Below are 24,236 nucleotides of genomic sequence, written 5' to 3'. Positions count from 1 at the left end.
GGGTTCATCGGTGGCGGCAGGGTTTCGTGGTTGGTTGCTCGAGGGTTTGTCCGAGCGGGCGGTGCACGCGCCGGGCCCGCACGGCACCCCCCAGGCCGGGCACAGGACCCACAGCTGGTGGAAGGTCATGTGCCTCACCGGTGTGGACTACTTCTCCAGCCTCGGCTACCAGCCCGGCATCGCCGCGCTGGCGGCCGGCGCGCTGTCCCCGATCGCCACGCTGGTCCTGGTCGCGTTGACCCTGTTCGGGGCGCTGCCGGTGTACCGGCGGGTCGCGATCGAGAGCCCCAACGGCGAGGGTTCCATCGCGATGCTCGAACGGCTGCTGCCCTGGTGGGCCGGCAAGGCGTTCGTGCTGGTCCTGCTCGGGTTCGTGTGCACCGACTTCCTGATCACTATCACCCTGTCGGCGGCGGACGCGACCGCGCACGTGATCGAGAACCCGTTCGCGCCGGGCTTCTTCCACGGCCACCAGGTGATCATCACGCTTGTGCTGGTCGCGCTCCTCGGCGCGGTGTTCCTCAAGGGCTTCTCCGAGGCGATCGGCATCGCCGTCGTGCTGGTCGGGGCGTACCTGGCCCTCAACGTCGTGGTCATGGTCGTCGCCCTGTGGCACGTGGCCACCAGGCCGCTGGTGGTGACCGACTGGTGGGACCTTCTCAGCAGCCAGCACTCCAGCCCCCTGGCCATGGTCGCCATCGCGCTGCTGGTGTTTCCGAAGCTCGCGCTGGGCCTGTCGGGCTTCGAGACCGGCGTCGCGGTCATGCCGCAGGTCACCGGCGACGCTTCGGACACCGCCGCCCGGCCGGCCGGTCGGATCCGGGGCACCCACCGCCTGCTCACCGTCGCGGCACTGATCATGAGCGTGTTCCTCATCGCCAGCAGCTTCGCCACCACCGTGCTGATCCCGCATGAGAAGTTCGAGAGCGGCGGCGAGGCCAACGGCCGGGCCCTGGCCTACCTCGCCCACTCCTACCTGGGCAACGCCTTCGGCACCGTGTACGACGTGAGCACCATCGCCATCCTGTGGTTCGCCGGCGCCTCCGCGATGGCCGGGCTACTCAACCTCGTGCCGCGCTACCTGCCCCGCTACGGCATGGCACCCGACTGGGCGCGGGCGATCCGGCCGCTGGTGCTGCTGTTCACGGCGGTCGCGTTCCTGGTCACCTACCTGTTCGACGCCGACGTCGACGCGCAGGGCGGCGCGTACGCCACCGGTGTGCTGGTGCTGATGCTGTCCGCGTCGTTCGCGGCGACCCTGGCCGTGTGGCGGCGGGGGCTGCGCAAGACCGCGGTCGCGTTCGGCGGCATCGCGGTCGTGTTCGCGTACACGACGGTCACCAACATGGTCGAGCGCCCCGAGGGCATCAAGATCGCCGGCCTGTTCATCCTGGGGATCCTTATCGCGTCGCTGATCTCGCGGGTGCACCGCTCCTTCGAGACCCGCGCCGACCGGGTGCACCTCGACCCGACGGCGCACCGGTTCGTGATGGAGGCCGCCGCCGACGGCGCCATCCAGGTCATCGCCAACCATCCCGACGCGCGCGATGAGACCGAGTACCGGGAGAAGGAGTTCGAGCAGCGCCGCGACAACCACATCCCGGCCGCCGACTCCGTGCTGTTCCTCGAGGTCACCCTCGTCGACAGCTCCGACTTCGCCTCGGACCTGCACGTCGTCGGCGAGGAACGGTTCGGCTACCGGATTCTCAAGGTCGACAGCCCCGCCATCGCCAACACCGTCGCGGCGGTGCTCCTGCACATCCGCGACGACACCGGCGTCGTGCCGCACGTGTACTTCAACTGGACCGAGGGCAACCCGGTCGCCCGGCTGCTGGAGTTCCTCGTTCTCGGCGTCGGCGAGATCGCCCCCGTCACCCGGGAGGTGCTCCGCCGGGCCGAGGCCGATCTGGACCGCCGACCGGGGGTCCACGTCGGCTGACCGCTGTGAACGGTCGGGCCGGTGTCGGACCGGCCGGAGGATACCGGCCGCGCCCGCTGGATTTACAGGTGGGAGGCCACGGCACCTTCGGGTACAGTCCTGCCGTGGTCTGGTTCGGCGCCCTGGGGCCTCTGCTCGTCCGCACGGATGACGCGGACATCGACGTGCCGGGCGGCACGATGGCGACGATCCTCGCCGTGCTGCTGTTCAACGCCTGCCGCACGGTGTCCGCCGACCGGCTGGCCGCCCTGACCTGGCAGGACCGCTCCCCGGCCGACATGCGGGCCACCCTGCACGTGCAGGTCAGCCGGCTCCGTCGCCGCCTCGGGCCCGTCGCCGGGGCCCGGGTCCGCACCCGGCCCGGCGGGTACCTGATCGAGGCCGACCCCGACGAGTTCGACCTCCTCCAGTTCACCGCCCTGGTCGGCGACGGCCGCTCCGCCCTGGCCGAGCAGCGCTGGCCCCAGGCCGACGCCAAGCTGCGGGCCGCGCTCGCTCTGTGGCGGGACACGCCCCTGCTCGACGTGCCGCCCGGTCCGCTGCACCGCGACGAGCTGCCCCGGGTGACCGAACTGCACCTACAGGCCCGGGAGTGCCTGATCGAGGCCGGCCTGCACCTGGGCCGCGAACACGCCGTGGTGGCCGACGCCACCGCGCTGCGGGCCGAGCACCCGCTCCGGGAGGCGCCGCTGCGGCTGGCGATGCTCGCCCTGTACCGGTGCGGCCGGCCCGCCGACGCGCTGGCCGCCTACCGGGCCGGCCGGGCCACCCTGCGCGCCGAACTCGGCATCGACCCGGGCGAGGCGGTGTCCCGGCTGCACCAGCGGATCCTGGCCGCCGACCCGACCCTGCTCGCCTCCGGTCCGCGGCCGCCCGTCGCCGGCGGCCCGACCCGACCGCTGCCCGGTCAGCTCCCCGCCGACCTCGCCGACTTCACCGGCCGCACCGCCCAGGTCGAGGCGCTGCGGGCCCTGTGCCAGCCGGACCCCGGCCGGGCCGGCATGGTGGTGCTGTCGGCCGTGGCGGGGGCCGGCGGGATCGGCAAGAGCAGCCTCGCCGTGCACGTCGCCCACGCCCTGCGCCCGCTGTTCCCGGACGGTCAGCTCTACGCCAACCTGCGCGGCACCGGCCCGGATCCGGTGCCACCTGCCGAGGTGCTGGACCGGTTCCTCCGCGACCTCGGCGCCGCCCCGGCCGCGCCGACCGACGACGAGGACGCCCGCGCGGCGACCTTCCGGAGCATGCTCGCCGACCGGCGGATGCTGATCCTGCTCGACGACGCCCTGGACTCCGCCCAGGTCCGGACGCTGCTGCCGGGGACCCCTTCCTGCACGGTTCTCATCACCAGCCGCAACCGGCTCGCCGGGCTGGACGGGGCCAGCCGGGTCGACCTGGACGTGCTGCCCGCCGCCGACGCGCACGCGCTGTTCACCCGGATCGTGGGGGCCGCCGCCGTGGCCGCCGAGCCCGAGGCCACCGAGGAGGTGCTGCGGGCCTGCGCCGGGCTGCCGTTGGCCATCCGGATCGCCGCCGCCCGGCTGATCGCCGAGCCCGGATGGAAGGTCCGCGCACTGGCCGACCGGCTGTCCGACCGGGCCCGGCTGCTGGACGAGCTGCGCCTGGAGGACCGCGCCGTCCGCGCCTCCCTCGAGGTCGGCCACCAGCGGCTGCCCGCCGAGGAGGCCCGGGCGTTCGCGCTCCTCGGCCGGTGGACCGGGCCGGACCTGGGCCTGGCTGCCGCTGCGGTGCTGCTGGACCGCGGCGTGGCCGAGACCGCCACTCTGGTGCGGGGCCTGCTCGACGTGCACCTGCTGCACGAACCGCAGCCGGGCCGGTACGCCTTCCACGACCTGGTCCGTGTCTTCGCCGTCGAGCGGGCCGTGGCGGACGCCGCCGGGGCCGTGCGCCGGTTGACCACCTGGCACCTGCACGGGATCGCGGCGGCGGACGTGTACCTGCGGTACCGGGAGCTGCGGCTGGACCTGCCCGCGCTCGACCCGCGCCATCCGGCGCCCACGTTCGCCGACAAGGCGGCGGCCGTCACCTGGCTCGACGCCGAACACGCCAACCTGGTCGCCGGGGTCGGGTGCGCCGCCGGTCACCGGGTGCTCGACGTCGCCTGGCAGACCCCGGTCGCCCTGACCAACTACTTCAACTTCCGCGCGCGCTGGGCCGACTGGAGCCGGACCGGCGCGATCGGGCTGGTCGCGGCCCGCGAGCTGCGCGACGAGTACGCCGAGAGCCGCACCCTGACCGGCCTCGGCGTCTGCCAGCACCGCCGTCGCCAGCTCGCCAGGTCGGCCGACAGCCTGCGCAGGGCCGCTCTGCTCGCCGGGGCCATCGGCGAACCGCACAGCGAAGTGGCGGCCCTGAGCCACCTGGGCTACACCTACACCGAGCTCGGCGACCTGGACCTGGCCCGGGTGGCGCTGCTGCGCGCCGCCGAGCTCAGCGCGGCGACGGGTGACCGGTACTCCGAGGCCAACGCGATGAGCAACCTCGCCCGCGCCGACCTGCTGCTCGGCGACCACGCCACCGCCGCCACCCGGGTCCGCCGGGCCGCGGCCCTCTTCCACGAACTCGGCAACCAGCACTCGTACTCCCGGGCGATGAACAACCTCGGCGAGATCCAGCTGCGGTCCGGTGACCAGCCGGCCGCGGTCGACTCGTTCCGCGAGGCGCTCCGGCTGCACCGCGAGACCGGCAACCGACACCTGGAAGCCCAGACCCTCGTCAACCTCGGCGACGCGGTGTGCCTGCACGGCCAGACCCCGGAGGGGGTCGACCTGTGGCGGCAGGCGCTGACCGTGATGGAGAGCTGCGACGATCCGTACACCGGGGAGCTGCGGGCCGCCCTCGACGGCCTCACGCCCGACACCCGCCGGGTGTCCAGCGACCGGTGACGTCCGGGCGCGGGCGGCGTCCTGCCCGGTCGATGACGCCAGATGCCTACAGTCCGGCGGCGGCCAGCGCCGCGGCCCGGTCGGGGTAGCCGCGGATGTCGGTGACCAACCCGCCCGTCAACGAGAAAACCTGGTACTCGTTGCGCGGCCGCTCGTCAGCCTCCGGCCCAGGCCAGTCGATGTCGAGGCGGGCGACCACGACGTCGGGGCCGGTGACGGTTTCGGCCACCCGGGCGGTGACACCGCGTGCGTGCAGCGCCCGGTAGAAGTCGAGCACCGCCGCCCGGTCGTGGCAGGTGGTGTCGGTGTCCTCGTCATCACCCCAGCGCACGTCGGGCGCCAGCAAAGTGGCCATCAGGTCCAGATCGTCTCCCGCGAAGACGGTCTTCAGCTGGGCGGCCACCTGCGATGCGTTCATGCTCACCGGAATTCCCCTCGCGACGGCAAGACCATCATCAGGCTACGGCGTGAAAGGCGTCCTCAGGTCGCGGTGTCGATGCTGCGCTCACTCTCCGCGCCCTGGCCCGATACCGCTCCCGCCACGGGCACACACGCGAAATCGGACACTGAGCCGCGCACAACCCGAAAACACGCCGACCTACTCCGAGGTCACCAGATGTTCATGATCGACAAGTTGACGGCCGCCCGCCCCGGGCGGTGAGATCACGCCATGGTGATATCAGCTCCCCCTGATGTGATACGGCTGCTGTCCGACCCGCTCCGGGCCAGGATCGCGGAGTTCCTGGCCGAAGGCCCGGCCTGCACCTGCCACCTGGTCGAGGAGTTGGGCGCGACGCAGTCCAACATCTCCAACCATCTTCGGGCATTGCGCGAAGCCGGCCTCGTCGCCACCGAACCCAGGGGCCGGTTCACCTACTACCGGCTGCTCCCCGAACCCCTCGAAGCCGCAGCCGGGCACCTGACCACCCTGGCCGCCCGCGCCCGGGACACCTCCGACACCCGCCAGGAATGCTGATGGCCACCCCGCCACTCCCCCGCCGGCTCCTCGCCGAGTTTCTCGGCACCGCCCTGCTCGTCGCCGTCGTCGTCGGCTCGGGAATCATGGCCGCCACCCTGTCCCCGAACGACACCGGGTTGCAGCTCCTGGAGAACTCCACCGCCACCGTCCTCGGCCTCACCATCCTGATCCTGGTGTTCGGGCCGATCTCCGGCGCGCACTTCAACCCGGTCGTGTCGGTCGCCGACTGGTGGCTGCACCGGTCTGCCGGCGGCGGGCTCGCCGGCCGCGACCTCGGCCCGTACGCCCTCGCCCAGGTGTCCGGCGCGATCGGCGGCGCGATCCTGGCGAACCTGACCTTCGCCCTGCCTGCCGTGACGATGTCGGCGAAGCACCGCGACGACGGGCACCTGTGGCTCGGCGAAACGGTCGCCACGGCCGGACTGATCCTGCTCATCTTCGCCCTCGTCCGCACCGAACGCGCCGCTCTGGCCGCCCCGGCCGTCGGCGCGTACATCGGCGCGGCGTACTGGTTCACCTCCTCCACCAGCTTCGCCAACCCCGCCGTCACCATCGGGCGCGCGTTCACCGACACGTTCGCCGGCATCCGCCCCGGTTCCGTACCCGGCTTCGTCGCGTTCCAGATCCTCGGCCTACTCATCGGCATCGCCGCCGTGCTCGCCCTGTACCCCAACAGCAGCACCCCGGTGGCCGGGCACGAGGCCATCGACCCCGCCGAGCTGACCACCGAGGAACAGTCATGACCACCAAGCCCAGCGTGCTGTTCGTCTGTGTGCACAACGCCGGCCGCTCCCAGATCGCCGCCGGCTGGCTCCGCCACCTCGCCGGCGACACCGTCGAGGTCCGCTCCGCCGGCTCCGCCCCCGCCGACACGATCAACCCCGTCGCCGTGCAGGCCATGGCCGAGGTCGGCATCGACATCACCACCAACACCCCCCGCATCCTCGACTACGAGACCGCCGAAGCCTCCGACGTCATGATCACCATGGGCTGCGGCGACGTGTGTCCCGTATTCCCCGGCAAGCGCTACGAGGACTGGGTACTCGAAGACCCCGCAGGCCAGGGCATCGACGCCGTCCGACCCATCCGCGACGAGATCAAGACCCGGGTCGAGAAACTGATCGCGTCTCTCGACATCACCCCGCTGGCCCGCTGACCGACCCGGGCGCGGTGGCTCGTTCCCGATCGGCTCTGGAACTCACATTGCGGCCCACTGAGCCGGCCGGAAAGCCCCCGTGCTGGTCCAGCGGAGTTGGCAAGGTGGCGAAGTGGCCCTGGCACCGAACCTGGCTACTCCCCGAACCTGTGGACACATCGCGAGTGTGGGCCGGGCAGCGACCGGCCGCCGAAGGCTCGGGAAGATTATCTCGACGGCGCGGCCCCGCCGAGTTGGTGTCGACGGGGCCGCCGACGGCTATCGCCATGCGGTTTCGGGCTGGTCGATCCAGTACCGGGCGGGCTCGTCTCCGGTGATGGTGAAGCCGAATCGGTCCCGGCTGGGGCGGTTGTGCTTGTCCCAGGTGTCGGCGGCGCGTTCGATGCTGGCCCAGAGTCCGCGTGGTCCGCCCTCGGCGACCTGGTTGCCGTCGAGTTCGGCCCACGAGCCGTCCTCGGCTTGTACGAGCAGGTGGTCGGGCCCGTTGTCATGGTTGATGGTGCCGGGGTGTTTGATGTTCGGCTCATCGAGTTGAAGCGCGAACCGGAACCCGGGGTCGTCGAGGATGTCGGGGTCTAGATCCGTCGTCCGGGTGGTGACGTTGTCCCCGTCGAGGGGCTGGCCGAGGACACCGCCCGCGCGGAATGGGCTGCCGGCCTCGGCGCGTAGCCACATGAAGTGCCCGGGCTGGGCTAGGAAGTGACCGACCGCCGTGTCGGCGTTGACCTTGCGGACGACGACGAGGCTGCTCGTGAGTTCACCGCGAACGTCCGCGACGATCAGTCCTGAGGCTGTGAGCTGGGCGATCCACGCGGGCGGGATCGTCGGGACAGCGCACGTGGCGATGATGCGGTCGAAGGGGGCGGCCTCGGGGATGCCGACGGCACCGTCACCGGCGACGAGATAGGGCCGGTGACCCAGTTCAGCCAGTCGCATGGCGGCGGTCTCGACGAGAGTGCTGTCGACGTCGATGCTGGCGACGTGTGCGTCGCCGAGCCGGAACGACAACAGGGCTGCGTTGAACCCGGTCCCCGTACCGATCTCCAGCACTTTGTGCCCGTCCGCGACTTTGAGAAGGCGCAGCATCTCAAGCATCAGGCTCAACTTGGTCGACGAACTTGTCGGCCAACGGATGTCGACGCCAGGGACTGTGGCGATCTGTGTGACGAGCGACTGGTCGGAGTACACGGTGTCGAGCCACTCGTCACGCTGGCTGGGTTCGGCCCCGGAGACGAGAGCGTAGTCGTCGCTGCGGTAGTACTCGGGCACGAACACGTGACGCGGGGTGTGCTCGAATGCCTCGCGCCACTGCGGGTCGAGCATCCCGGCGGCGGTGAAATGCTCGGCCAGGGCGCGGGCGCGATCCTGCCAGTCGATCAACATGTGCCGGTTCCGTTCACGAGTAGGTCGGCCAGGGTCGCCGCAATCGGTGCCCCCGTCTCTTCCTGTAGCCAGCCCCACTGGCCCATCGGGTTGCCCTCCAGAAACCACCACAGGTGGTCGGGGTCGACCACGAAATCGAATGCGCAGTACAGCAGCCCTAGTACGTCCATGTAGGCAGCCATCTGGCCTGCGACCTGGGGCGGAGTGTTCATGATTTCATAGCGCAAGGATGCGAAGTCCCCTCGCCAGTCCTCACGGCCGCGATCGCTGTCGGCGTGGATCGCCACCGCTAGGGACGTTCGCCCGACCATCGTGACCCGCACCTCGAACGCTTTGGGTACCCGAGCCTGGATCAGGTGGGCCGTCGCGGCAAGCTGGGCGGGGTCGACTGCCTCGGGGTCGATGCGGGTCGTGTAGGTCATCAGAGGTTCGGAGCCCTCGGTCAGCACGACCGATCCGAGCGTCTTGCAGATGACCGGCCCGCCCACCGTTGCAGCGAACTCCACCAGGGTGGCGTGGTCGTTGGTGATCAGGGTACGGGGTACGCGCAGCCCGCACCGGGTCGCCGCCCTCAGCCCGACAGGCTTGTACTCGGCGGCGGCGACCCGGTGCGGGTGGTTTACCCAGCGAGTGTCGAGCGCGGCGAGAACGCCTCCGAACCCGAGCCGGGCCTCGACGGTCGCAAACACAGCGTCTCCGTCCGACATCCCCTCGGGGAGGACGAACCGGGTCGGTCGACGGTAGTACACAGCCTCGACCTGTGACAGGTCGACGGCCGCGTCGTCGCCATCGATCCGCCCCCGCCAACCCTCGTCGCTGATGTGCGCGGACAGTCGCAGGCCTGTGGGAAAGTCACCCGTGTCCATGCGGACGATGCTCGCCTCACGCTTGCGTAGTTCGTCGATCACCAGGTCGGCGGTTGAGTCTTCCTCGGAAGTCAGGACGAGAACGGTATTTGCGATCATCTAGGCCCCTCGCCTACGAGTCCGTGGTCGTGACGGTGATCGTGTCCGGCTTGACGTTGCCGTCGTCCGACGTCGAGGTCTGGTCCTTGCGGCTACCAGTGGTGCTGGCAGTGTCATGCTTCTTGCTGACCGGCGGCATCGGACGGGCGAGGGTCGCAGAGAACGGGCGCAGCGTCCCGGGGCTGTGCGGGATCGGGTGGGACACGCCGCCGCGCTCGCTCAACGGGAGGAGCGCCGCACCAGGCACCAGCGGATCCATTCCGCCGGCCGGTCGGTCTTGCGGGAGGTGAGTCATCGGAAAGCCTCCTTGAGGTTCGAAGTGCATTTACTATCTTGGATCAGTTGGTATCGCTATGCCTCCTTTCTCTAGTCGGTACATTCGCCAGCCCCAGGGGCCGCCACCGAGCAGGTGTCAGCCGGTGAGCTGAAGGCCACCTTCTGACCGAGGGGCGGGCACCGGTAGTCAAGCGAGCAAAATGGAGGATCGTTGAGCAACGCGACCTCGGTGCGTCCACCGTGCCCATGAACGCGGAGCAAGTCGTCCATCGAGTCGTACGAGCAGCTACTCGCCACACCGGTTGTGGTGCCGATCCAGCGGAGCTCGACCCGGCCGTCGAACCACTGCACGCCGTGCGCGACGACGCCCGTGCCGCTGACTCCCGTGGGATCGGACCAACGCCGCAGCACGAACGGACGCGGTGCGGGGATTGTCCCGACCGGCGCGCTCACGAGATCACCCTCAGCAGTTCCCACGCCGCCGGAAAGCCGATGTGGTCGAGTGGGACAACCATGTACGTCGAGTGCCGGTCGAGTTCCCGGTCGCCGTGGTCGGTGAGAAGGCTGGCCACCGGCGCCCTGTTCACGGTGAGGCGCGCCCATCCCCATGACCCGCCCTCGACTGCCCAGTCGTCGCAGTTGCGGCTGAGCTTGTAACCGTGTCCCAATTCCAGCCAGTACGGCTGTGCGCCGTCGCACTCGACGCGCAGTCCGCCGGGCAGCTTGGCACGGCACGTGTCGTGGTCGTACTCGACGATCAGCCGCCCCAGGCTGTTCGCAGTCAGCCACGGTCGCGCGTCGAGGGCGGTGCCGTTGACGGTCATGCCGCCTCCCCGAACCAACCAGGTGCACTCCAGTGCGACGGCGGCGCGAAGTAGTCACGGCCAGCCTTGCCGGGCACCCGGCGCGGCCTCTGCCCCGGTGCCGACAATCGCAACCTGTCGGCCGGCTCGGGGCTAGGCTGGGGCGACTGGCGGCGTCCATTGATGACCCGCTCGACCAGCCGGCGGGTACGGCACCAATACGTCATGCCACAGGCGCGGCACACCCCCAACTCGTCGGGGCGGTGGTCTCGCTGGAGACGCGAGGCGAGTGCCCAATCGAGCGGGTCGACACCTGGCTGCGCGGGGGCGGCGTGGTCGCCGGGCAGGCCCCCGGGGGGCTCGGGCTCGACCAGGTGCCGGGGCGTCGACACCGTCAGCAGCACCAATGTCGGCCCGTCCACCGGCATCACGTCGACGACGCCCGGCAAGGGAACACCGAGACGCGCGAGAGTGGTGATAGCAGAGCCGGCCGATGAACACGGGCCGGGCACGAGGCACATTCGGCAGGTCCCCGAACGGGGGTCGAGCACGTGCTCGGCCAACATGTCGCGCGCTGCCGCGGCGCTGTGTCCGGTAGTTGGGGACGTCGGTTCGTGGTACACAGTCCGTGAGTTGCTTGGGTGAAGCTCCATATGGAGATCCCTTCGTCGCTCAGATGAACGGGGCGGGCGGGTACGGCGACCAACCAGCCGCCCGCCCCGGTTCGTTCTTTTTGCCATTTTCTGGCACTTCCAGCCTGTGACGGGAGCCACACAGACAGCGTAACCCTCAAACCGTAAATCACAAGTAGTGAATTACGGGGTTGGCACCCTGCCTACCGCAGACGGGAGGCGTCACGGAAACTAGGCATATGGCGAATCCCCAGAGCCCCAGCGTGTACCGCCGAATCCTGGCTTCGGAACTGCGGCGTCTGCGCAGTGGTTCGGGCCTCACGCAGGCACAGGCCGAGGAGGCTGCAGGGATTGGCGAGACGTCGCTCAGCCGGTACGAGAACGGGACAAACTCCATGTCGATCCCTGTTGCCGAAAAGCTGCTCACGTTGTATGGAGAGAAACAGCCCCGGCTCGGTCAACTACTTGAACTGGTCAAAGCCTCACGTCGCCGAGGCGGAGGTCAAGGGCTTCGGGGAATCATCCCGACCTGGTTCGAGGATCTCGTCGCGCTCGAACGTGATGCCTCGACAGTCCAGCAGTTCGCGCTGCGGGTCGTACCTGGCTACCTGCAAACCGAGCGGTACGCCAGGGCGGTGTTGAGCGGTGGTCTGATCCGTGAGGATGTCGAACGGCATGTTCAGGCGCGGATGGCCCGGACCCTCCTACTCGACGGCGACGAGCCGTTTGAGTACTGGGTCGTGCTGTGCGAGTCGGCGCTTCGGGTACTCGTCGGTGGCCGAGACGTCATGCGAGAGCAGTTGGAGCATGTTGCCGAGATGGCCCGGCGACCGAACGTGACGATCCAGGTGCTACCTGACAGTCATGGAGCACATGCCTCGATGAACACCGAGTTCCAGGTCCTGAGCTTTGCAATCGCCCCGGAATTCGCCGTGGTGTATATGGACTACCCGACCGGTAGCCTGTACTTGGATGTCCCTACGGAGGTCGAACCGTATCACCGTGCGTACACGCACCTGATCAAGGCGGCGCTGTCGGACGTGCAATCCCTCGACATGATCAAGGCAAGGGCAGAGGAACTGACATGAGCACAGTTGACTTCGGCGATGGGTGGGTCTGGCGCAAGTCACGGCGCAGCGCTGACAACGGCGGGAACTGCGTGTGTGTAGCCCGCGACGCCGCGACGGGCATGATCGGTCTGCGCGACTCCAAGGAAGGGGCGGACGGCACGCCCACATGGTTCGCCCCTGCCGAGTGGTCAGGCTTCCTCGCTGGTGTACAGGCCGGGCAGTTCAACGGCTCATAACGTCTATCACCCCACGACGCGGGGCGGCCCCATCTTGAGGGCCGCCCTTTCGGGTGTCTGGGGTCAGGCGATGTGCGGAGGCGACGCGGCGTCAGTCATACCGGGCGGAGGCCAGGAGCCCGAACCGTGGGGCAACGGGAACGAGGACGGTAGGCGGTTGCGGTACCCCGGTCAAGGCATTCCGGGTTGCCCACCACGGTCACACGCGCCGCTACGGCCGGAAGCGGTAGCCCATGCCCGGTTCGGTGAGCAGGTGGCGGGGCCGGGCGGGCTCGGGTTCGAGCTTGCGGCGCAGCTGGGCCATGTACTGGCGCAGGTAGTTGGTCTCGTTGCGGTACGTCGGTCCCCAAATCTCCTGGAGGAGCTGGCGCTGGGTGACCAGCGCGCCGGGGCTCCTCACCAGCAGTTCCAGCAGTTGCCACTCGGTCCTGGTCAGGTGCACGGTGTCGCCGGTGCCGTCGTCGGCCCGTACCGTGTGCAGGGCGAGGTCGATGGTGTAGCGGCCGAGCCGCGCGCTCGTCGGGGCGTCGGCAGCGGCCTGCCTGCGGTTGACCGCCCGGACCCTGGCCAGGAGTTCGTCGATGTTGAACGGCTTGGTGAGGTAGTCGTCCGCGCCGGCGTCGAGTGCCTCGATCTTGTCGACGCTGCCGGCCCGGCCGGACAGCACGATGATCGGCACCGGGCTCCAGGTCCGCAGGCCGCGGATCACCTCGACGCCGTCGATGTCGGGCAATCCCAGGTCGAGGACGAGCAGGTCCGGGCGGTCGGAGGCCGCGAGGCGCAACGCCTCGGCGCCGTCGGAGGCGGTGAGCACCTCGTGTTGGCGGGCGGTGAGGTTGATCCGCAGCGCGCGGAGGATTTGCGGCTCGTCGTCGACGATGAGGATGCGGGTCATGCGAGTCCCTCGGAGGTGACGGCGGGCAGGCTCAGGGTCATGGTCAGTCCGCCGCCGGGGGTGGTCTCGGGGGTCAGCGTGCCGCCCATGGCCTCGGCGAGCCCCCGCGACAGGGCCAGGCCGAGGCCCACGCCGGTGGCGTTGTCGCGGTCGCCGAACCGTTGGAAGGGCAGGAACACCCGGTCGCGGTCGGACTCGGGGATGCCGGGCCCGTGGTCGATGACCCGGATCTGCACCTGGCCGGCGTGGGCGCTGGCGGTGACCATCGGTGGCCGGTCCGGCGGGCTGTAGCGCAGGGCGTTGGCGAGCAGGTTCACCAGGACGCGTTCGACGAGGGTGGCATCCGCCCGCATCTCGGGTACGTCCTCGGGGAGGTGCACGGCCACGGCCAGGGAGCGCACCCCCAGGTCGTCGACGGACCGGGCGATGATCTCGCCGGGGCTGACGGCCTCGATATGCATGCCCAGTGCCCCGGCCTGCAGGCGGCTCATGTCGAGCAGGTTCTCCACCAGCCGGCCGAGGCGTTCCAGCGACTCGTCGGCGGTGGCGAGGAGCTCCGCTCTGTCCTCCGGGCTGAACTCCACCTCGGTGCTGCGCAGGCTGCTGACCGCCGCCGTCGCCGACGCCAGCGGGGTGCGCAGGTCGTGGCTGACGGCGCGCAACAGGGCGGTGCGCAGCCGGTCGACCTCGGCCAGGGGCCCGGCCGCCGCGGCCTGTTCGGCGAGCCGTTCCTGGCGCAGCGCAACGGCCGCCTGGGCGGCGAAGGCCTCCACGATCCGCTGGTCGGACGCGGCGAGGGTGTGCCCGCACAGCACGAGGGACAGGTCGTCGTCGACGACGACGTCGACGTCCCCGTCCGCCGGGGTGGCGCACGGCGTCCCGCCGACGGTGGCGACGATCCGCCACGCGTCGGGGTCGCGCTGGCGGTCGGGACCGATGGGGGTGTCCGGGCGCCGCTCCAGGAGCGTGACGCTGCGCAGGGTGAACGCCTCGAGGAGCTGTTCGAGGAGCGCGGTCAGTGGTCGGTTGCCGCGCAGGACGCCGCCGGCGACGGTGGACAGGATCTGGGCCTCGGCGCGGGCCCGGGCGGCTTCGGCGGTGCGGCGGGCGGCCAGTTCGACGGCCACCGCGACGGCCGCGGCGACGACCAGGAACACGACGAGGGCGAGGACGTTCTCCCGGTCGGAGATGGTCCACTGGTGGATGGGTGGGGTGAAGAACCAGTTCAGCAGGAGCGAGGCGACGACCGCGGCCGCGAGGGCCGGCCACAGGCCGCCGACGAGGGCGATGCCGACGACGGCGGCGAGGAACAGCAGGATGTCGCTGGGCAGGCTGAGCTGGTCGCGCCCCAGGGTGAGGCCGAGGGTCATCACGGGCAGACCCACGGCTGCCAGCAGGTAGCCGGCGATCCGGCGCCGGGTCGGCACGCCTGCCCGGGCGGCGATCCGCAGCCGACCGCGTTTGGACTCCTCGTGCGTGACCAGGTGCACGTCGATGCTGCCGGACTCGGCCGTTGTTGTGACGCCCACGCCCGGGGAGAAGATCTGGGCGAACCGGCCGCGCCGGCTCGCGCCGAGGACGAGTTGGGTGGCGTTGACGCCGCGTGCGAAGTCCAGCAGCGCCGTGGGGATGTCGTCGCCGACGACCTCGTGGTAGGTGCCGCCGATGTCCTCCAGCATGGTCCGCTGCCGGGCCAGGTGCGCCGGATCGGCGCCGGTCAGGCCGTCGCTGCGGGTGACGTGCACGCCGAGGAGGTCCGAGCCTTTGGTCCGGTCGGCGATCCGGCCGGCGCGGCGGACGAGGGTCTCGCCCTCGGGGCCGCCGGTCAGCGCGACCACGACGCGTTCGCGGGTCTCCCAGGTGGACTGGATGCCGTGTTCGGCCCGGTAGCGTTCCAGCTGGTCGTCGACCTTGTCCGCGAGCCACAGCAGGGCCAGTTCCCGCAGCGCGGTGAGGTTGCCGGGGCGGAAGTAGTTGCCCAGCGCCGCGTCGACCTTGTCCGGTTGGTAGATGTTGCCGTGCGCCATCCGGCGGCGCAGCGCCTCCGGGGTCATGTCGACGAGTTCGATCTGTTCGGCGCCGCGGACGATCGAGTCGGGGATCGTCTCGCGCTGCGTGATGCCGGTGATCTGTTCGACCACGTCGTTGAGGGACTCGATGTGCTGGATGTTCACCGTGGTGATCACGGAGATGCCGGCGTCGAGCAGGGCTGCGATGTCCTGCCAGCGTTTGGTGTGCGTGGAGCCGGGCACGTTGGTGTGCGCCATCTCGTCGACGAGCGCGACCTGCGGCGCCCGGGCGAGGACGGCGTCGAGGTTCATCTCGGTGAAGGCGGCACCCCGGTAGGTCATGTCCTTGCGGGGTACCGCCTCCAGGCCTTCGGCCATCGCCGCGGTGAGCGGCCGGCCGTGGGTCTCCACGTAGCCGATCACCACGTCCGTGCCGCGCTCCCGCCGACGGTGGCCTTCTTCGAGCATCTTGTACGTCTTGCCCACGCCGGGGGCGGCCCCGAGGTAGACGCGTAGCTGGCCGCGTGTCACGGTGCCGCCCCCTTTCCTTCTAGTTCTTCACCGGGTACTGCTCGTCCAGTGCCAGATTCAACTCCAGCACATTGACCGCCGGCTCGCCCATGAAGCCCAGGGCACGGCCGGTGGTGTGCTCGTCGACGAGCGTGGCGAGCGTGGCGGGGGTGATCCGCCGGGCGTGCGCGACCCTGGCGACCTGGAGGCGCGCGTAGCCGGGGGTGATGTGCGGGTCGAGGCCGCTGCCGCTGGCGGTCACGGCGTCGGCCGGGACCGTGGCCACCGCGTCGCCCCGGACCGGGGTGACGATGCCCTTCGAGTAGTCCTTGCCGAACTCCGCCAGCTCGACCTTGACGCCCTGGTAGGTGTCGACGAAGGGCTTGACGCTGTCGTCCTTCTTCGCCGCCTTGGTGGTGGCGTCGTAGGCCGTCGCGGTCTCGTTAAGGCTGACGACCCGGGTGATCGCGCCGTTGAGGCCCGCAGTGCGGAACACCGCGAGCACCGCGCCGACGCCGGCGGTGGTGCAGAACGGCCTGCCGCCGTCGACGCCCTCGAGCGCGCCGACGGCCTTGCTGCGGGCGCAGACCTGGGTGAGCAGGCTCTGCTTGCCGCCGTCGCCGTCGTCGGAGGTCGGGTCCTTGGCGGGATCGCCGAGGGTGTCCACGACGCTCTCGGGACCGAGGTTGCTGGCGCTGGTGGCCGTCGGGTCATAGCCTTTGCCCGCCGCCGAGGGCCGGGGCTGGAAGTACTCGTTGCGGCCCTCGAAGGACTGTCCGATCAGCGAGCTGCCGACCGGCTTGCCGTCGCGCTCGACGATCGAGCCGTTCGCCTTGGCCTTGAGGCCGGGGATCTGGGCGATCCCGGTGATCACCAGCGGGTATGCGACGCCGAGCAGGACCGTGAAGACCAGCAGGGCCCGCAGTGCCGCCACGTGGGCGGAGATCCAGGTAGGGAGTCTCATGGTCACATTCCCGGAATGAATTGAACGAGTAGGTCGATGAGCTTGATGCCGACGAACGGTGCCACGATGCCGCCGAGCCCGTAGACGAGCAGGTTGCGGCTGAGCAGCTTCGAGGCCCCACCGGGGAGGTACTTCACGCCGCGCAGCGCCAGCGGGATGAGTGCGACGATGACGAGGGCGTTGAAGATGACGGCCGACAGGATAGCCGACAGCGGGCTGTGCAGCCGCATGATGTTGAGGGCGTCGAGCCCCGGGTACACGGCGGCGAACATGGCCGGGATGATCGCGAAGTACTTGGCGATGTCGTTGGCGATGGAGAATGTCGTCAACGCGCCCCGGGTGATCAGCAACTGTTTGCCGATCTCGACGATCTCGATCAGCTTCGTCGGGTCGGAGTCGAGGTCGACCATGTTGCCGGCCTCCTTCGCGGCCGAGGTGCCGGTGTTCATGGCCACGCCGACGTCCGCCTGGGCCAGGGCCGGGGCGTCGTTGGTGCCGTCGCCGGTCATCGCGACCAGCCGGCCACCCTCCTGCTCCTTGCGGATGTAGGCGAGCTTGTCCTCCGGCGTGGCTTCGGCGAGGAAGTCGTCCACGCCGGCCTCGTCCGCGATCGCCTTGGCGGTCAACGGGTTGTCGCCGGTGATCATGACGGTCCGGATGCCCATCCGGCGCATCTCGTCGAACCGTTCGCGCATCCCGGCCTTGACCACGTCCTTGAGGTGGATGACGCCGAGGGTGTGCGCGGGCTGACCGGGTCGCAGTTCCGCCACGACCAGTGGCGTGCCCCCGGAGCCGCTGATCGCGTCGACGGCGGCGCCGACCTCGTCGGTGGGGTGCCCGCCGTTGTCGCGGACCCACTTCATAACCGCCGAGGCGGCTCCCTTGCGGATCTGCCGGACTCCGGCGTCCTCGGCCAGGTCGACCCCGGACATCCGGGTCTGGGCGGTGAACTCCACGAAGGTCGCATGTGTCATGACGCCCTCCTCGCGGGCCCGCAGGCCGTAGCGCTCCTTGGCGAGCACCACCACGGAACGTCCTTCCGGGGTCTCGTCAGCCAGGCTGGACAGCTGAGCGGCGTCGGCGACCTCCTCCGGGCTGACCCCGGAGACGGGTACGAAGTCGCTCGCCTGCCGATTGCCCAGCGTGATGGTGCCGGTCTTGTCCAGCAGGAGCGTGTTGACGTCGCCCGCGGCCTCGACGGCCCGACCCGACATCGCCAGCACGTTGCGCTGGACCAGGCGGTCCATGCCGGCGATGCCGATCGCGGACAGCAGCGCGCCGATCGTGGTCGGGATCAGGCAGACCAGCAGCGAGACGAGCACGATGCCGGTGACGCCGTCGCCGTCGATGACGCCGGAGTCCAGGGCCGGCGAGCCGGCCTTGGCGAAGATCGCGAGGGGCTGCATGGTCGCCACGGCCATCAGGAAGATGATTGTCAGCGAGGCCAGCAGGATGTTCAGCGCGATCTCGTTGGGGGTCTTCTGCCGGCTCGCGCCCTCGACCAGGGCGATCATCCGGTCGATGAAGCTCTCCCCCGGCTTCTGGGTGATCCTCACGACGATCCGGTCGGAGAGCACCTTCGTGCCGCCGGTGACCGCGCTGCGGTCGCCGCCGGACTCCCGGATGACCGGGGCGGACTCGCCGGTGATCGCCGACTCGTCGACGCTGGCGATGCCCTCGACGACGTCGCCGTCGCCGGGGATGACCTGCCCGGCCTCCACGACGACGAAGTCGCCGAGCTGGAGCAGGTTCGCCGCGACGGACTCCTCGGTGAGCGCCGCCGGCCAGTCGGGCAGTCGGCGGGCGACCATGTCGGTCTTGGCCCGCCGCAGGGTGTCGGCCTGCGCCTTGCCCCGGCCCTCGGCGACGGCCTCGGCCAGGTTGGCGAACACGACGGTCAGCCAGAGCCAGATCGTGATCAGCCACGCGAACACGCTCGGCTTCGTGATCGCCAGGACGGTGGTGAACACCGAACCGATCTCGACGATGAGCATGACCGGGTTGCGCCACAGGGTGCGCGGGTCGAGCTTGCGCGCGGCGTCCGGCAGGGAGCGGAGGAGCTGCTTCGGGTCGAGCAGGCCGCCGGAGACCCGGGTCGGGTTCGGGGCCGTGGTGACAGCCATGGGTGTCTGAGTCCTTGTCATGGTTAGAGCAGCCCCTCGGCGATGGGGCCCAACGCCAGGGCGGGGAAGAAGGTCAGGGCGACCAGGATGACGGTCACGCCGACGACCATGCCGACGAACAGCGGCCGGTGGGTGGGCAGCGTGCCCGCGGAGGCCGGGGTGGGCTTCTGCTTCGCGAGCGAGCCGGCCAGGCCGAGCACGAAGATGATCGGCAGCAGCCGGCCGAGGACCATGGCCAGCCCCAGGGCCGTGTTGTACCAGGTCGTGTTCACCGAGATGCCCGCGAACGCCGAGCCGTTGTTGTTGGCGGCGGAGCTGAACGCGTAGAGCACCTCGGAGAAGCCGTGCGGCCCGGAGTTGAGCATGCTCGCCCGTTGGTTGGGCGATGCCATGGCCAGCGCGGTGCCGACGAGCACGATGCAGGGCGTGACCAGGAAGTACAACGAGGCGAATTTGATCTCTCTGGCCCCGATCTTCTTCCCCAGATATTCGGGGGTACGCCCCACCATCAGCCCCGCGACGAACACGGTCAGGACGGCGAGCACGAGCATGCCGTAGAGCCCTGAGCCGGTACCGCCGGGCGCGACCTCGCCGAGCTGCATGTTCAGCATCAGGATGCCGCCGCCGAGCCCGGAGTAGGAGTCGTGGAAGGAGTCCACGGCACCCGTCGACGTCAGGGTCGTGGCGGCCGCGAAGGTCGCCGAGTTGGCCACCCCGAACCGGGTCTCGCGGCCCTCCATCGACGAGCCGACCGCCTGCGGGACGGTGCCCGGGTGGTGCGCCTCCAGAGCCATCACACCGACCACGCTGCCGATCGCGATGATCGCCATGACGGCGGCGATCGCCACGCCCTGACGCTTGTCTCCGACCATCCGGCCGAACACCCGGGGCAGGCTGAACGGAATGAACAGGATCAGGAAAATCTGCAGCCAGTTCGTCCACGCCGTCGGGTTCTCGAACGGGTGCGCCGAGTTGGCGTTGTAGAAGCCGCCGCCGTTGGTGCCGAACTCCTTGATCACTTCCTGGCTGGCCACCGGGCCACCCGTGACGTGCTGGGTCGCCCCGGCGAGCGTCGTGACGTCGGTACCCGATGAAAGATTCTGGATCGTGCCGGCCGCGATGAACACGATCGCGCCGATCACCGCGACCGGCAGCAGGATCCGCAGGCAGACCCGGGTCAGGTCGACCCAGAAGTTGCCCAGCGTGTCCGACTTGCTGCGAGCGAAACCACGGACCAGTGCCACGGCGACCGCGACGCCGACGGCGGCGGACACGAAGTTCTGCACCGCCAGGCCCGACATCTGCACCAGGTGGCCCATCGTGGACTCACCGGAGTAGGACTGCCAGTTGGTGTTGGACATGAAGCTGATCGCCGTGTTCCAGGCCTGGTCGGCCTTGACCGGCGGGAAGCCCAGGCCCAACCACAGCTTGTCCTGCACCCGCTGGAAGGCGTAGAGGAACAGCACCGACAGCGCCGAGAAGGCCAGCACGCTGCGGGCGTAGACGCCCCAGGTCTGCTCCCCGGCCGGGTCCGCGCCGATCAGCTTGTAGACGACGCGCTCGGCCCTGCTGTGCCTGGTGCCGGTGAGCGCGCGGACCATGTAGTCACCGAAGAAGCGGTAGGACACCACCAGGGCGGCGATCAGAGAGCCGACGAAGAGTACGCCGGCCGTGGTCGTGTTCATTAGAAGCGCTCCGGGAACAAGAGGGCCGCCACCAGGAACAGGGCCAGCCCGACAGCGAGGATCAGGCCGATGAGGTTGACAGCACTCATAGCTTCTCGACGCCCCTGACCACCAGCGCCAGGACCGCGAACACAACCGCGGTCAGCACCACGTACGCCAGATCAGGCACCGTGCTTCTCCTCTTCGTTGAATGACTTGCCGGGCAGCTCGGAAGCGACCGGAGGCTTGACCCATGGCCGGGGCCGGTGCGGGCGGCGCACCAGTCGGTACGCCTCCCCCGCCGCCAGCCCCGTCGTCGATGCCAACACCAGCACTCCCAGACGCAACATATCGGTCAAACCATGCCAGGAGAGCTCTCCCGGCTGATTCACCAGGAATCCGTTGAAGATCGCGAACCCGATCACGGCCACGAAGGCCAGCGCGAGCCCGTCACGCGTCCAGGCGGCGAACGCCGCCACGGCGAGCACCAGGACGGCGTAACGGACGACCGGCTCCGAGTCCGGGATCGTGGCGGCCGCCACGGCGGCCACCACGAGCAGGACCGAACCGAGGGCGATGTTGACGCCCAGCGGGGTCTCCTCCGACCCCCGGGCCCACCCGCCCGACCTGACCCACACGACGACTCCCGACAACCTGCTCGACCACGGTCGTCCTTCGACCGCGTCAGGAAGTAGAACCCCTGGTGAGGCGGTGGAACAGTGGTCCATACGCGTTCCCTACGGCCGCGGCGGCAATATTGACGTTTTCCCGACGGGGCCCTCGCGGGATTCCCTTCCGACCGGCACCAAAGCCTGATATGGAAGAAAATGCCCTTCACTCCACCGAAATGAGGCCGGCGCGGACAGCCCACGCCGCGACCGCGACACAGGCTGTCCGCGCCGGCCGCGAACCAGATCAGAAGTTGCCGAGAGAATCGCCTGCCAGCGGGCCCTTCACCGGAAGGAGCCCCGGGGTCACGGTGTTCAGCGGGTCGGCTGAGCCGCCTCGGCCCGCCCGGCGCAGAAGGTCTCGTTGAGGAGCTTCTGGGTCGCCGTCATGAACGCCGCCGCCTTGGTCTCCGCCCCGACGCCGTCGACGTAGGTCATCGAGGCGGTCAGGGTCTTGCTGCCGTCGGGCGAGGCGTACATCAGCGTCGCGTAACCTTGAACGCTGCCGTTGTGGTGGACGATCGGGGCGCCGCAGCTCGGTGCCGGGAACGGGAACGGCGTGGTCCACAGGCCCAGGCCGTAGCCGGCCACCGGGTTCGGCGTGCGCATCTCGACCAGCAGCGGGGCGGGCAGGAGCTTGCCGCCCATCAGTGCGGAGAAGAAGGTCTGCAGGTCCTGGGTGGTGGAGATCATGTCACCGCCGCCGGAGATCCAGGACGGGTTCTGCAGGGTGACGTCAGCCGTCCTCAGCGTGCCGTTGTCGTCGTACTGGTAGTACGCGTGGGCGTGCGGCCCGGTGATCTGCGCCGAGAAGCCCGGTGCCGTGGTGGCGTGCATGCCGAGCGGTCGCAGGATCTGCCGCTCGAGTTCCTCGGCGAAGGTGTGGCCCGTGACCCTCTCGATCAGCAGCCGGGCCAGCACGTAGTTGGTGTTGGCGTAGCGCCAGTCCGCCCCCGGTTCAAACCGCGGCCCCTTCGCCAGCGCGAACCGCACCAGCTCCTGCGGCTCGTAGGTCGTGAACCGGTTGTCCACCCAGTCCTTGCCCGCCGAGACGATTCCCGGCACCCACTTGCCCTCGGCGTCGAAGTCGCCGGTGAAGTTGAACACCCCGCTGGTGTGCTGCAACAGCATCCGGGTGGTGATCCGCCGGTCCAGCCCGAACTCGGGTAGCTGGTCGGCCACCGGGTCGTCCAGGCCGACCTTGCCCTGGGCCACCAGCCGCAACGTCATGGTCGCGATGAAGGTCTTGGTGACGCTACCGACCCGGAACCGGCCGTTCGTCGAGGGTGCGGCGGCCGAGCCCAGCTCGCGGACACCGGCGCTGCCGGCCCACTCGCCCCGCTCGTTGCGCACCCGCGCCTGCACTCCGGTGAGGCCGCCGTCGACGCCCTCCTGGAGGATCGCCTGCAGCTCCGGGCGGTTGTGCCCGGACGGGGCTGCGGTGGCGGCCGCGGGGGCGACCGTCCCGGCCAGCAGTGTGAGGGCTGCCGCTGTGAGGCCGGCCTGCCAGAGGAACCGCGGCGCACGGGGCTTGTCGTTCTTGGTGCTCATTGTTGTCTCTCCGAACTTCTCGGTGGATGGCGGCGATGACTGCCGTACGTCGTGACGGGTCTCGGTCACAGGCAGGTGGTGGCGATGGCGCCGTGGACGGTGGTCGCGTGCATGGTCACCTGGGCGGCCGCGCGTCGCGGATCCGGCCGCGAACGGGACCGCGTCCGTCGGTGGGCGGTCCCGAGGCCACCTGCCTGGGTCGGTGTCAGTCCTCGATGGCCTGGTAGACGGTGGTCCAGAAGTCGTGGATGAGCCGCGCCGGATCCGGGACCGACAGGCCGACCTGGGTGAACAGCATTCCGGTGAGCTGGCTGTCCCGGTCGGCGTAGGCCGTGGTGCCGGTTCCGCCGTCCCAGCCGAACTGGCCGAGGGGCGCGTAGTCCCCGCGGTAGGTGCGCACCGCCATCCCGAAGCCCCAGCCGCCCTGCTGTCCCTGGCCGAAGGAGATGTGGACGGCGTTTTTGGCCAGGTCGTTGCGGGTGGCCTGCTGCTCCGGCGTGAGGCAGTTGGTGGTCATCAGCTCGACGGCGGGCCGGGACAGGATCCGCTCACCGCCGTGCGTCCCGTGGTTGAGCAGCATCCGGAAGTAGGCGTGGTAGTCGTCGACGGTGGAGACCAGCCCACCGCCGCCGCCCTGGAACGCCGGGGGCTCGCTGAAGCGCCCGCCGTCCGCCGGGTCCCACACGGTGAACTCCCCGGTCCGCGGGTCGGGCGCGTAGCTGGGCGGCAACCGGTCGATCTTGCCGTCGGGGACGTGGAACCCGGTGTCCTTCATCCCCAGCGGCTCGAAGACGCGCTCGGTCAGGAACGTCTCGTACGACTGGCCCGTGACCCTGGCGACGAGCACGCCGACCACGTCGTGGCTGATCTGGTACTGCCACTGCGCGCCGGGCTGGTGCATCAGCGGAAGCGTGCCCAGCCGGCGCATCCACTCCTCCGGCTCGGGCTGCGGCGCGGCGTGGCCGATGAGGTTCAGCTCGAAGATCTTGTTCATGATCGGGGTGCCGATCGACGTCAGGTCCATCCCGAGCCCGAACGTGGAGTTCAGCAGGTCCCGCACGGTGATCGGCCGACGCGCCGGCACGGTGTCGTCGAGGGAGCCGTCGTAGCGCTTGAGTACCTGCCTGTCGGCCAGTTCGGGCAGCCACGGGTCCACCACGTCGTCCAGCCGCAGCCTGCACTCGTCGAGCAGGACCATCGCGGCGGACATCGCGACCGGCTTGGACGTCGACGCCATCCGGAAGATCGTGTCCCGGCGCATCGGCGCGCCGCCGTCGTGGCGCATCGTGCCGATCGCTTCGACGTGCGTCTCCTCGCCCCGGCTGACCAGCGCCACGAGCCCGGGGATCTTCCCGGACTCCACGTGGCGTTCCAGCACGTCGTGCACCTTGCTCAGGCCCTTTTTCGTGAAGCCGTTGTTGGTGGTACCCATCGTGAATCTCCTGTGGTTGTCGTAGTGTCTGGCTGCTTCGTTGGATGAAGGTTCGCCGGTCGGCCTGTCACGGGGCTG

22 protein-coding genes are annotated in these 24,236 nt (G+C 69.9%); 7 read left to right on the top strand and 15 right to left on the bottom strand.

The genetic code is table 11. The features are described 5' to 3' along the window. Nucleotides 1–34: 34 nt before the first annotated feature. A complete protein-coding gene (locus IW245_RS03835) occupies nucleotides 35–1,939 on the top strand; it encodes an APC family permease (RefSeq protein ID WP_231398645.1) in 1,905 nt (634 codons plus the stop codon). Between the two features lie 104 nt (nucleotides 1,940–2,043). Further along, nucleotides 2,044–4,842, top strand: coding sequence for an AfsR/SARP family transcriptional regulator (locus IW245_RS03830; protein ID WP_197001812.1), 2,799 nt, complete (start codon nucleotides 2,044–2,046; stop codon nucleotides 4,840–4,842). A gap of 46 nt (nucleotides 4,843–4,888) precedes the next feature. On the opposite strand, the gene IW245_RS03825 is transcribed toward IW245_RS03830, so the two are convergent. Then, the gene (locus tag IW245_RS03825; protein ID WP_231399248.1) at nucleotides 4,889–5,260 is read right to left on the bottom strand and encodes a nuclear transport factor 2 family protein; all 372 of its coding nucleotides are present in this window, start codon (nucleotides 5,258–5,260) and stop codon (nucleotides 4,889–4,891) included. A 252-nt stretch (nucleotides 5,261–5,512) separates the two neighbouring features. On the opposite strand from IW245_RS03825, the gene IW245_RS03820 reads away from it, so the two are divergent. From IW245_RS03820 to IW245_RS03810, 3 genes are read left to right on the top strand one after another with little or no spacing between them, the layout of a single operon-like run. Further along, nucleotides 5,513–5,818 (top strand): ArsR/SmtB family transcription factor, encoded by a 306-nt coding sequence (locus IW245_RS03820; protein WP_197001810.1) that lies wholly within the window; start codon nucleotides 5,513–5,515, stop codon nucleotides 5,816–5,818. Continuing rightward, nucleotides 5,818–6,564 (top strand): aquaporin, encoded by a 747-nt coding sequence (locus IW245_RS03815; protein ID WP_197001809.1) that lies wholly within the window; start codon nucleotides 5,818–5,820, stop codon nucleotides 6,562–6,564. The genes IW245_RS03820 and IW245_RS03815 overlap by 1 nt, the downstream gene beginning before the upstream one ends. Continuing rightward, a complete protein-coding gene (locus tag IW245_RS03810; RefSeq protein WP_197001808.1) occupies nucleotides 6,561–6,977 on the top strand; it encodes an arsenate reductase ArsC in 417 nt (138 codons plus the stop codon). The genes IW245_RS03815 and IW245_RS03810 overlap by 4 nt, the downstream gene beginning before the upstream one ends. Nucleotides 6,978–7,235: 258 nt before the next feature. On the opposite strand, the gene IW245_RS03805 is transcribed toward IW245_RS03810, so the two are convergent. The 5 genes from IW245_RS03805 to IW245_RS03790 form a co-directional block, all read right to left on the bottom strand. Beyond that, nucleotides 7,236–8,360 (bottom strand): methyltransferase domain-containing protein, encoded by a 1,125-nt coding sequence (locus IW245_RS03805; protein WP_197001807.1) that lies wholly within the window; start codon nucleotides 8,358–8,360, stop codon nucleotides 7,236–7,238. Beyond that, nucleotides 8,354–9,325 (bottom strand): ATP-grasp ribosomal peptide maturase, encoded by a 972-nt coding sequence (tgmB, locus tag IW245_RS03800; protein ID WP_197001806.1) that lies wholly within the window; start codon nucleotides 9,323–9,325, stop codon nucleotides 8,354–8,356. The genes IW245_RS03805 and tgmB overlap by 7 nt, the downstream gene beginning before the upstream one ends. 13 nt (nucleotides 9,326–9,338) lie before the next feature. Beyond that, entirely contained in the window at nucleotides 9,339–9,620 is a 282-nt protein-coding gene (locus tag IW245_RS03795; protein WP_231398644.1) for a hypothetical protein, read from the bottom strand. Nucleotides 9,621–9,691: 71 nt separating this feature from the next. Beyond that, nucleotides 9,692–10,012: a hypothetical protein gene (locus IW245_RS42845; RefSeq protein ID WP_504739613.1), complete on the bottom strand. Its 321-nt coding sequence runs from the start codon at nucleotides 10,010–10,012 to the stop codon at nucleotides 9,692–9,694. Nucleotides 10,013–10,050: 38 nt separating this feature from the next. Continuing rightward, nucleotides 10,051–10,425: a hypothetical protein gene (locus tag IW245_RS03790; protein WP_197001805.1), complete on the bottom strand. Its 375-nt coding sequence runs from the start codon at nucleotides 10,423–10,425 to the stop codon at nucleotides 10,051–10,053. Between the two features lie 850 nt (nucleotides 10,426–11,275). Between IW245_RS03790 and IW245_RS03785 the strand changes: the two genes are divergently transcribed. Both IW245_RS03785 and IW245_RS03780 read left to right on the top strand, forming a co-directional pair. Beyond that, on the top strand, nucleotides 11,276–12,124 hold the full coding sequence (locus IW245_RS03785) for a helix-turn-helix domain-containing protein (RefSeq protein WP_197001804.1): 849 nt from the start codon (nucleotides 11,276–11,278) through the stop codon (nucleotides 12,122–12,124). Further along, nucleotides 12,121–12,342 (top strand): DUF397 domain-containing protein, encoded by a 222-nt coding sequence (locus IW245_RS03780; protein ID WP_197001803.1) that lies wholly within the window; start codon nucleotides 12,121–12,123, stop codon nucleotides 12,340–12,342. Before IW245_RS03785 ends, IW245_RS03780 begins: the two co-directional genes overlap by 4 nt. Before the next feature lie 211 nt (nucleotides 12,343–12,553). Here IW245_RS03780 and IW245_RS03775 read toward each other — a convergent pair whose 3' ends face one another. The 9 genes from IW245_RS03775 to IW245_RS03735 all read right to left on the bottom strand — a co-directional run bounded on the left by IW245_RS03775 (nucleotide 12,554) and on the right by IW245_RS03735 (nucleotide 24,158). After that, on the bottom strand, nucleotides 12,554–13,237 hold the full coding sequence (locus IW245_RS03775; protein ID WP_197001802.1) for a response regulator: 684 nt from the start codon (nucleotides 13,235–13,237) through the stop codon (nucleotides 12,554–12,556). Beyond that, nucleotides 13,234–15,777, bottom strand: a complete 2,544-nt coding sequence (locus tag IW245_RS03770; protein WP_197001801.1) for a DUF4118 domain-containing protein — start codon at nucleotides 15,775–15,777, stop codon at nucleotides 13,234–13,236. Before IW245_RS03770 ends, IW245_RS03775 begins: the two co-directional genes overlap by 4 nt. A 19-nt stretch (nucleotides 15,778–15,796) precedes the next feature. After that, nucleotides 15,797–16,720: a potassium-transporting ATPase subunit C gene (locus IW245_RS03765; protein ID WP_197001800.1), complete on the bottom strand. Its 924-nt coding sequence runs from the start codon at nucleotides 16,718–16,720 to the stop codon at nucleotides 15,797–15,799. A gap of 2 nt (nucleotides 16,721–16,722) precedes the next feature. Continuing rightward, entirely contained in the window at nucleotides 16,723–18,843 is a 2,121-nt protein-coding gene (gene kdpB, locus IW245_RS03760; RefSeq protein ID WP_231398643.1) for a potassium-transporting ATPase subunit KdpB, read from the bottom strand. A gap of 23 nt (nucleotides 18,844–18,866) precedes the next feature. Next, nucleotides 18,867–20,528: a potassium-transporting ATPase subunit KdpA gene (gene kdpA, locus IW245_RS03755; protein ID WP_197001798.1), complete on the bottom strand. Its 1,662-nt coding sequence runs from the start codon at nucleotides 20,526–20,528 to the stop codon at nucleotides 18,867–18,869. Continuing rightward, nucleotides 20,528–20,617 carry a K(+)-transporting ATPase subunit F gene (gene kdpF / locus IW245_RS03750; RefSeq protein ID WP_197001797.1) on the bottom strand — a complete coding sequence of 30 codons (90 nt, stop codon included), beginning with the start codon at nucleotides 20,615–20,617 and terminating at the stop codon, nucleotides 20,528–20,530. Before kdpF ends, kdpA begins: the two co-directional genes overlap by 1 nt. A 72-nt stretch (nucleotides 20,618–20,689) precedes the next feature. Then, complete coding sequence (locus IW245_RS03745; protein ID WP_197001796.1) at nucleotides 20,690–21,145, bottom strand: hypothetical protein; 456 nt, start codon at nucleotides 21,143–21,145, stop codon at nucleotides 20,690–20,692. A gap of 345 nt (nucleotides 21,146–21,490) precedes the next feature. Then, nucleotides 21,491–22,726, bottom strand: coding sequence for a serine hydrolase domain-containing protein (locus IW245_RS03740; protein ID WP_197001795.1), 1,236 nt, complete (start codon nucleotides 22,724–22,726; stop codon nucleotides 21,491–21,493). A gap of 205 nt (nucleotides 22,727–22,931) precedes the next feature. Beyond that, nucleotides 22,932–24,158, bottom strand: coding sequence for a serine hydrolase domain-containing protein (locus IW245_RS03735; RefSeq protein ID WP_197001794.1), 1,227 nt, complete (start codon nucleotides 24,156–24,158; stop codon nucleotides 22,932–22,934). Nucleotides 24,159–24,236: the final 78 nt, after the last annotated feature.

Origin of the sequence: Longispora fulva, from assembly GCF_015751905.1 — a bacterium.
Classification (GTDB): domain Bacteria; phylum Actinomycetota; class Actinomycetes; order Mycobacteriales; family Micromonosporaceae; genus Longispora; species Longispora fulva.
This window is presented reverse-complemented; position numbering and strand designations above follow the sequence as displayed.

Excerpts from the sequence above, each read along its gene's own strand:
- tgmB (WP_197001806.1), bottom strand. The coding sequence starts at position 9,325 with ATGATCGCAAATACCGTTCTCGTCCTGACTTCCGAGGAAGACTCAACC.
- IW245_RS03765 (WP_197001800.1), bottom strand. The coding sequence starts at position 16,720 with ATGAGACTCCCTACCTGGATCTCCGCCCACGTGGCGGCACTGCGGGCC.
- kdpF (WP_197001797.1), bottom strand. The coding sequence starts at position 20,617 with ATGAGTGCTGTCAACCTCATCGGCCTGATCCTCGCTGTCGGGCTGGCC.
- IW245_RS03825 (WP_231399248.1), bottom strand. The coding sequence starts at position 5,260 with ATGAACGCATCGCAGGTGGCCGCCCAGCTGAAGACCGTCTTCGCGGGA.
- IW245_RS03805 (WP_197001807.1), bottom strand. The coding sequence starts at position 8,360 with ATGTTGATCGACTGGCAGGATCGCGCCCGCGCCCTGGCCGAGCATTTC.
- IW245_RS03775 (WP_197001802.1), bottom strand. The coding sequence starts at position 13,237 with ATGACCCGCATCCTCATCGTCGACGACGAGCCGCAAATCCTCCGCGCG.
- kdpA (WP_197001798.1), bottom strand. The coding sequence starts at position 20,528 with ATGAACACGACCACGGCCGGCGTACTCTTCGTCGGCTCTCTGATCGCC.
- IW245_RS03790 (WP_197001805.1), bottom strand. The coding sequence starts at position 10,425 with ATGACCGTCAACGGCACCGCCCTCGACGCGCGACCGTGGCTGACTGCG.
- IW245_RS03740 (WP_197001795.1), bottom strand. The coding sequence starts at position 22,726 with ATGAGCACCAAGAACGACAAGCCCCGTGCGCCGCGGTTCCTCTGGCAG.
- IW245_RS03795 (WP_231398644.1), bottom strand. The coding sequence starts at position 9,620 with ATGACTCACCTCCCGCAAGACCGACCGGCCGGCGGAATGGATCCGCTG.
- IW245_RS03735 (WP_197001794.1), bottom strand. The coding sequence starts at position 24,158 with ATGGGTACCACCAACAACGGCTTCACGAAAAAGGGCCTGAGCAAGGTG.
- IW245_RS03810 (WP_197001808.1), top strand. The coding sequence starts at position 6,561 with ATGACCACCAAGCCCAGCGTGCTGTTCGTCTGTGTGCACAACGCCGGC.
- IW245_RS03785 (WP_197001804.1), top strand. The coding sequence starts at position 11,276 with ATGGCGAATCCCCAGAGCCCCAGCGTGTACCGCCGAATCCTGGCTTCG.
- IW245_RS03820 (WP_197001810.1), top strand. The coding sequence starts at position 5,513 with ATGGTGATATCAGCTCCCCCTGATGTGATACGGCTGCTGTCCGACCCG.
- IW245_RS03815 (WP_197001809.1), top strand. The coding sequence starts at position 5,818 with ATGGCCACCCCGCCACTCCCCCGCCGGCTCCTCGCCGAGTTTCTCGGC.
- kdpB (WP_231398643.1), bottom strand. The coding sequence starts at position 18,843 with ATGGCTGTCACCACGGCCCCGAACCCGACCCGGGTCTCCGGCGGCCTG.
- IW245_RS03780 (WP_197001803.1), top strand. The coding sequence starts at position 12,121 with ATGAGCACAGTTGACTTCGGCGATGGGTGGGTCTGGCGCAAGTCACGG.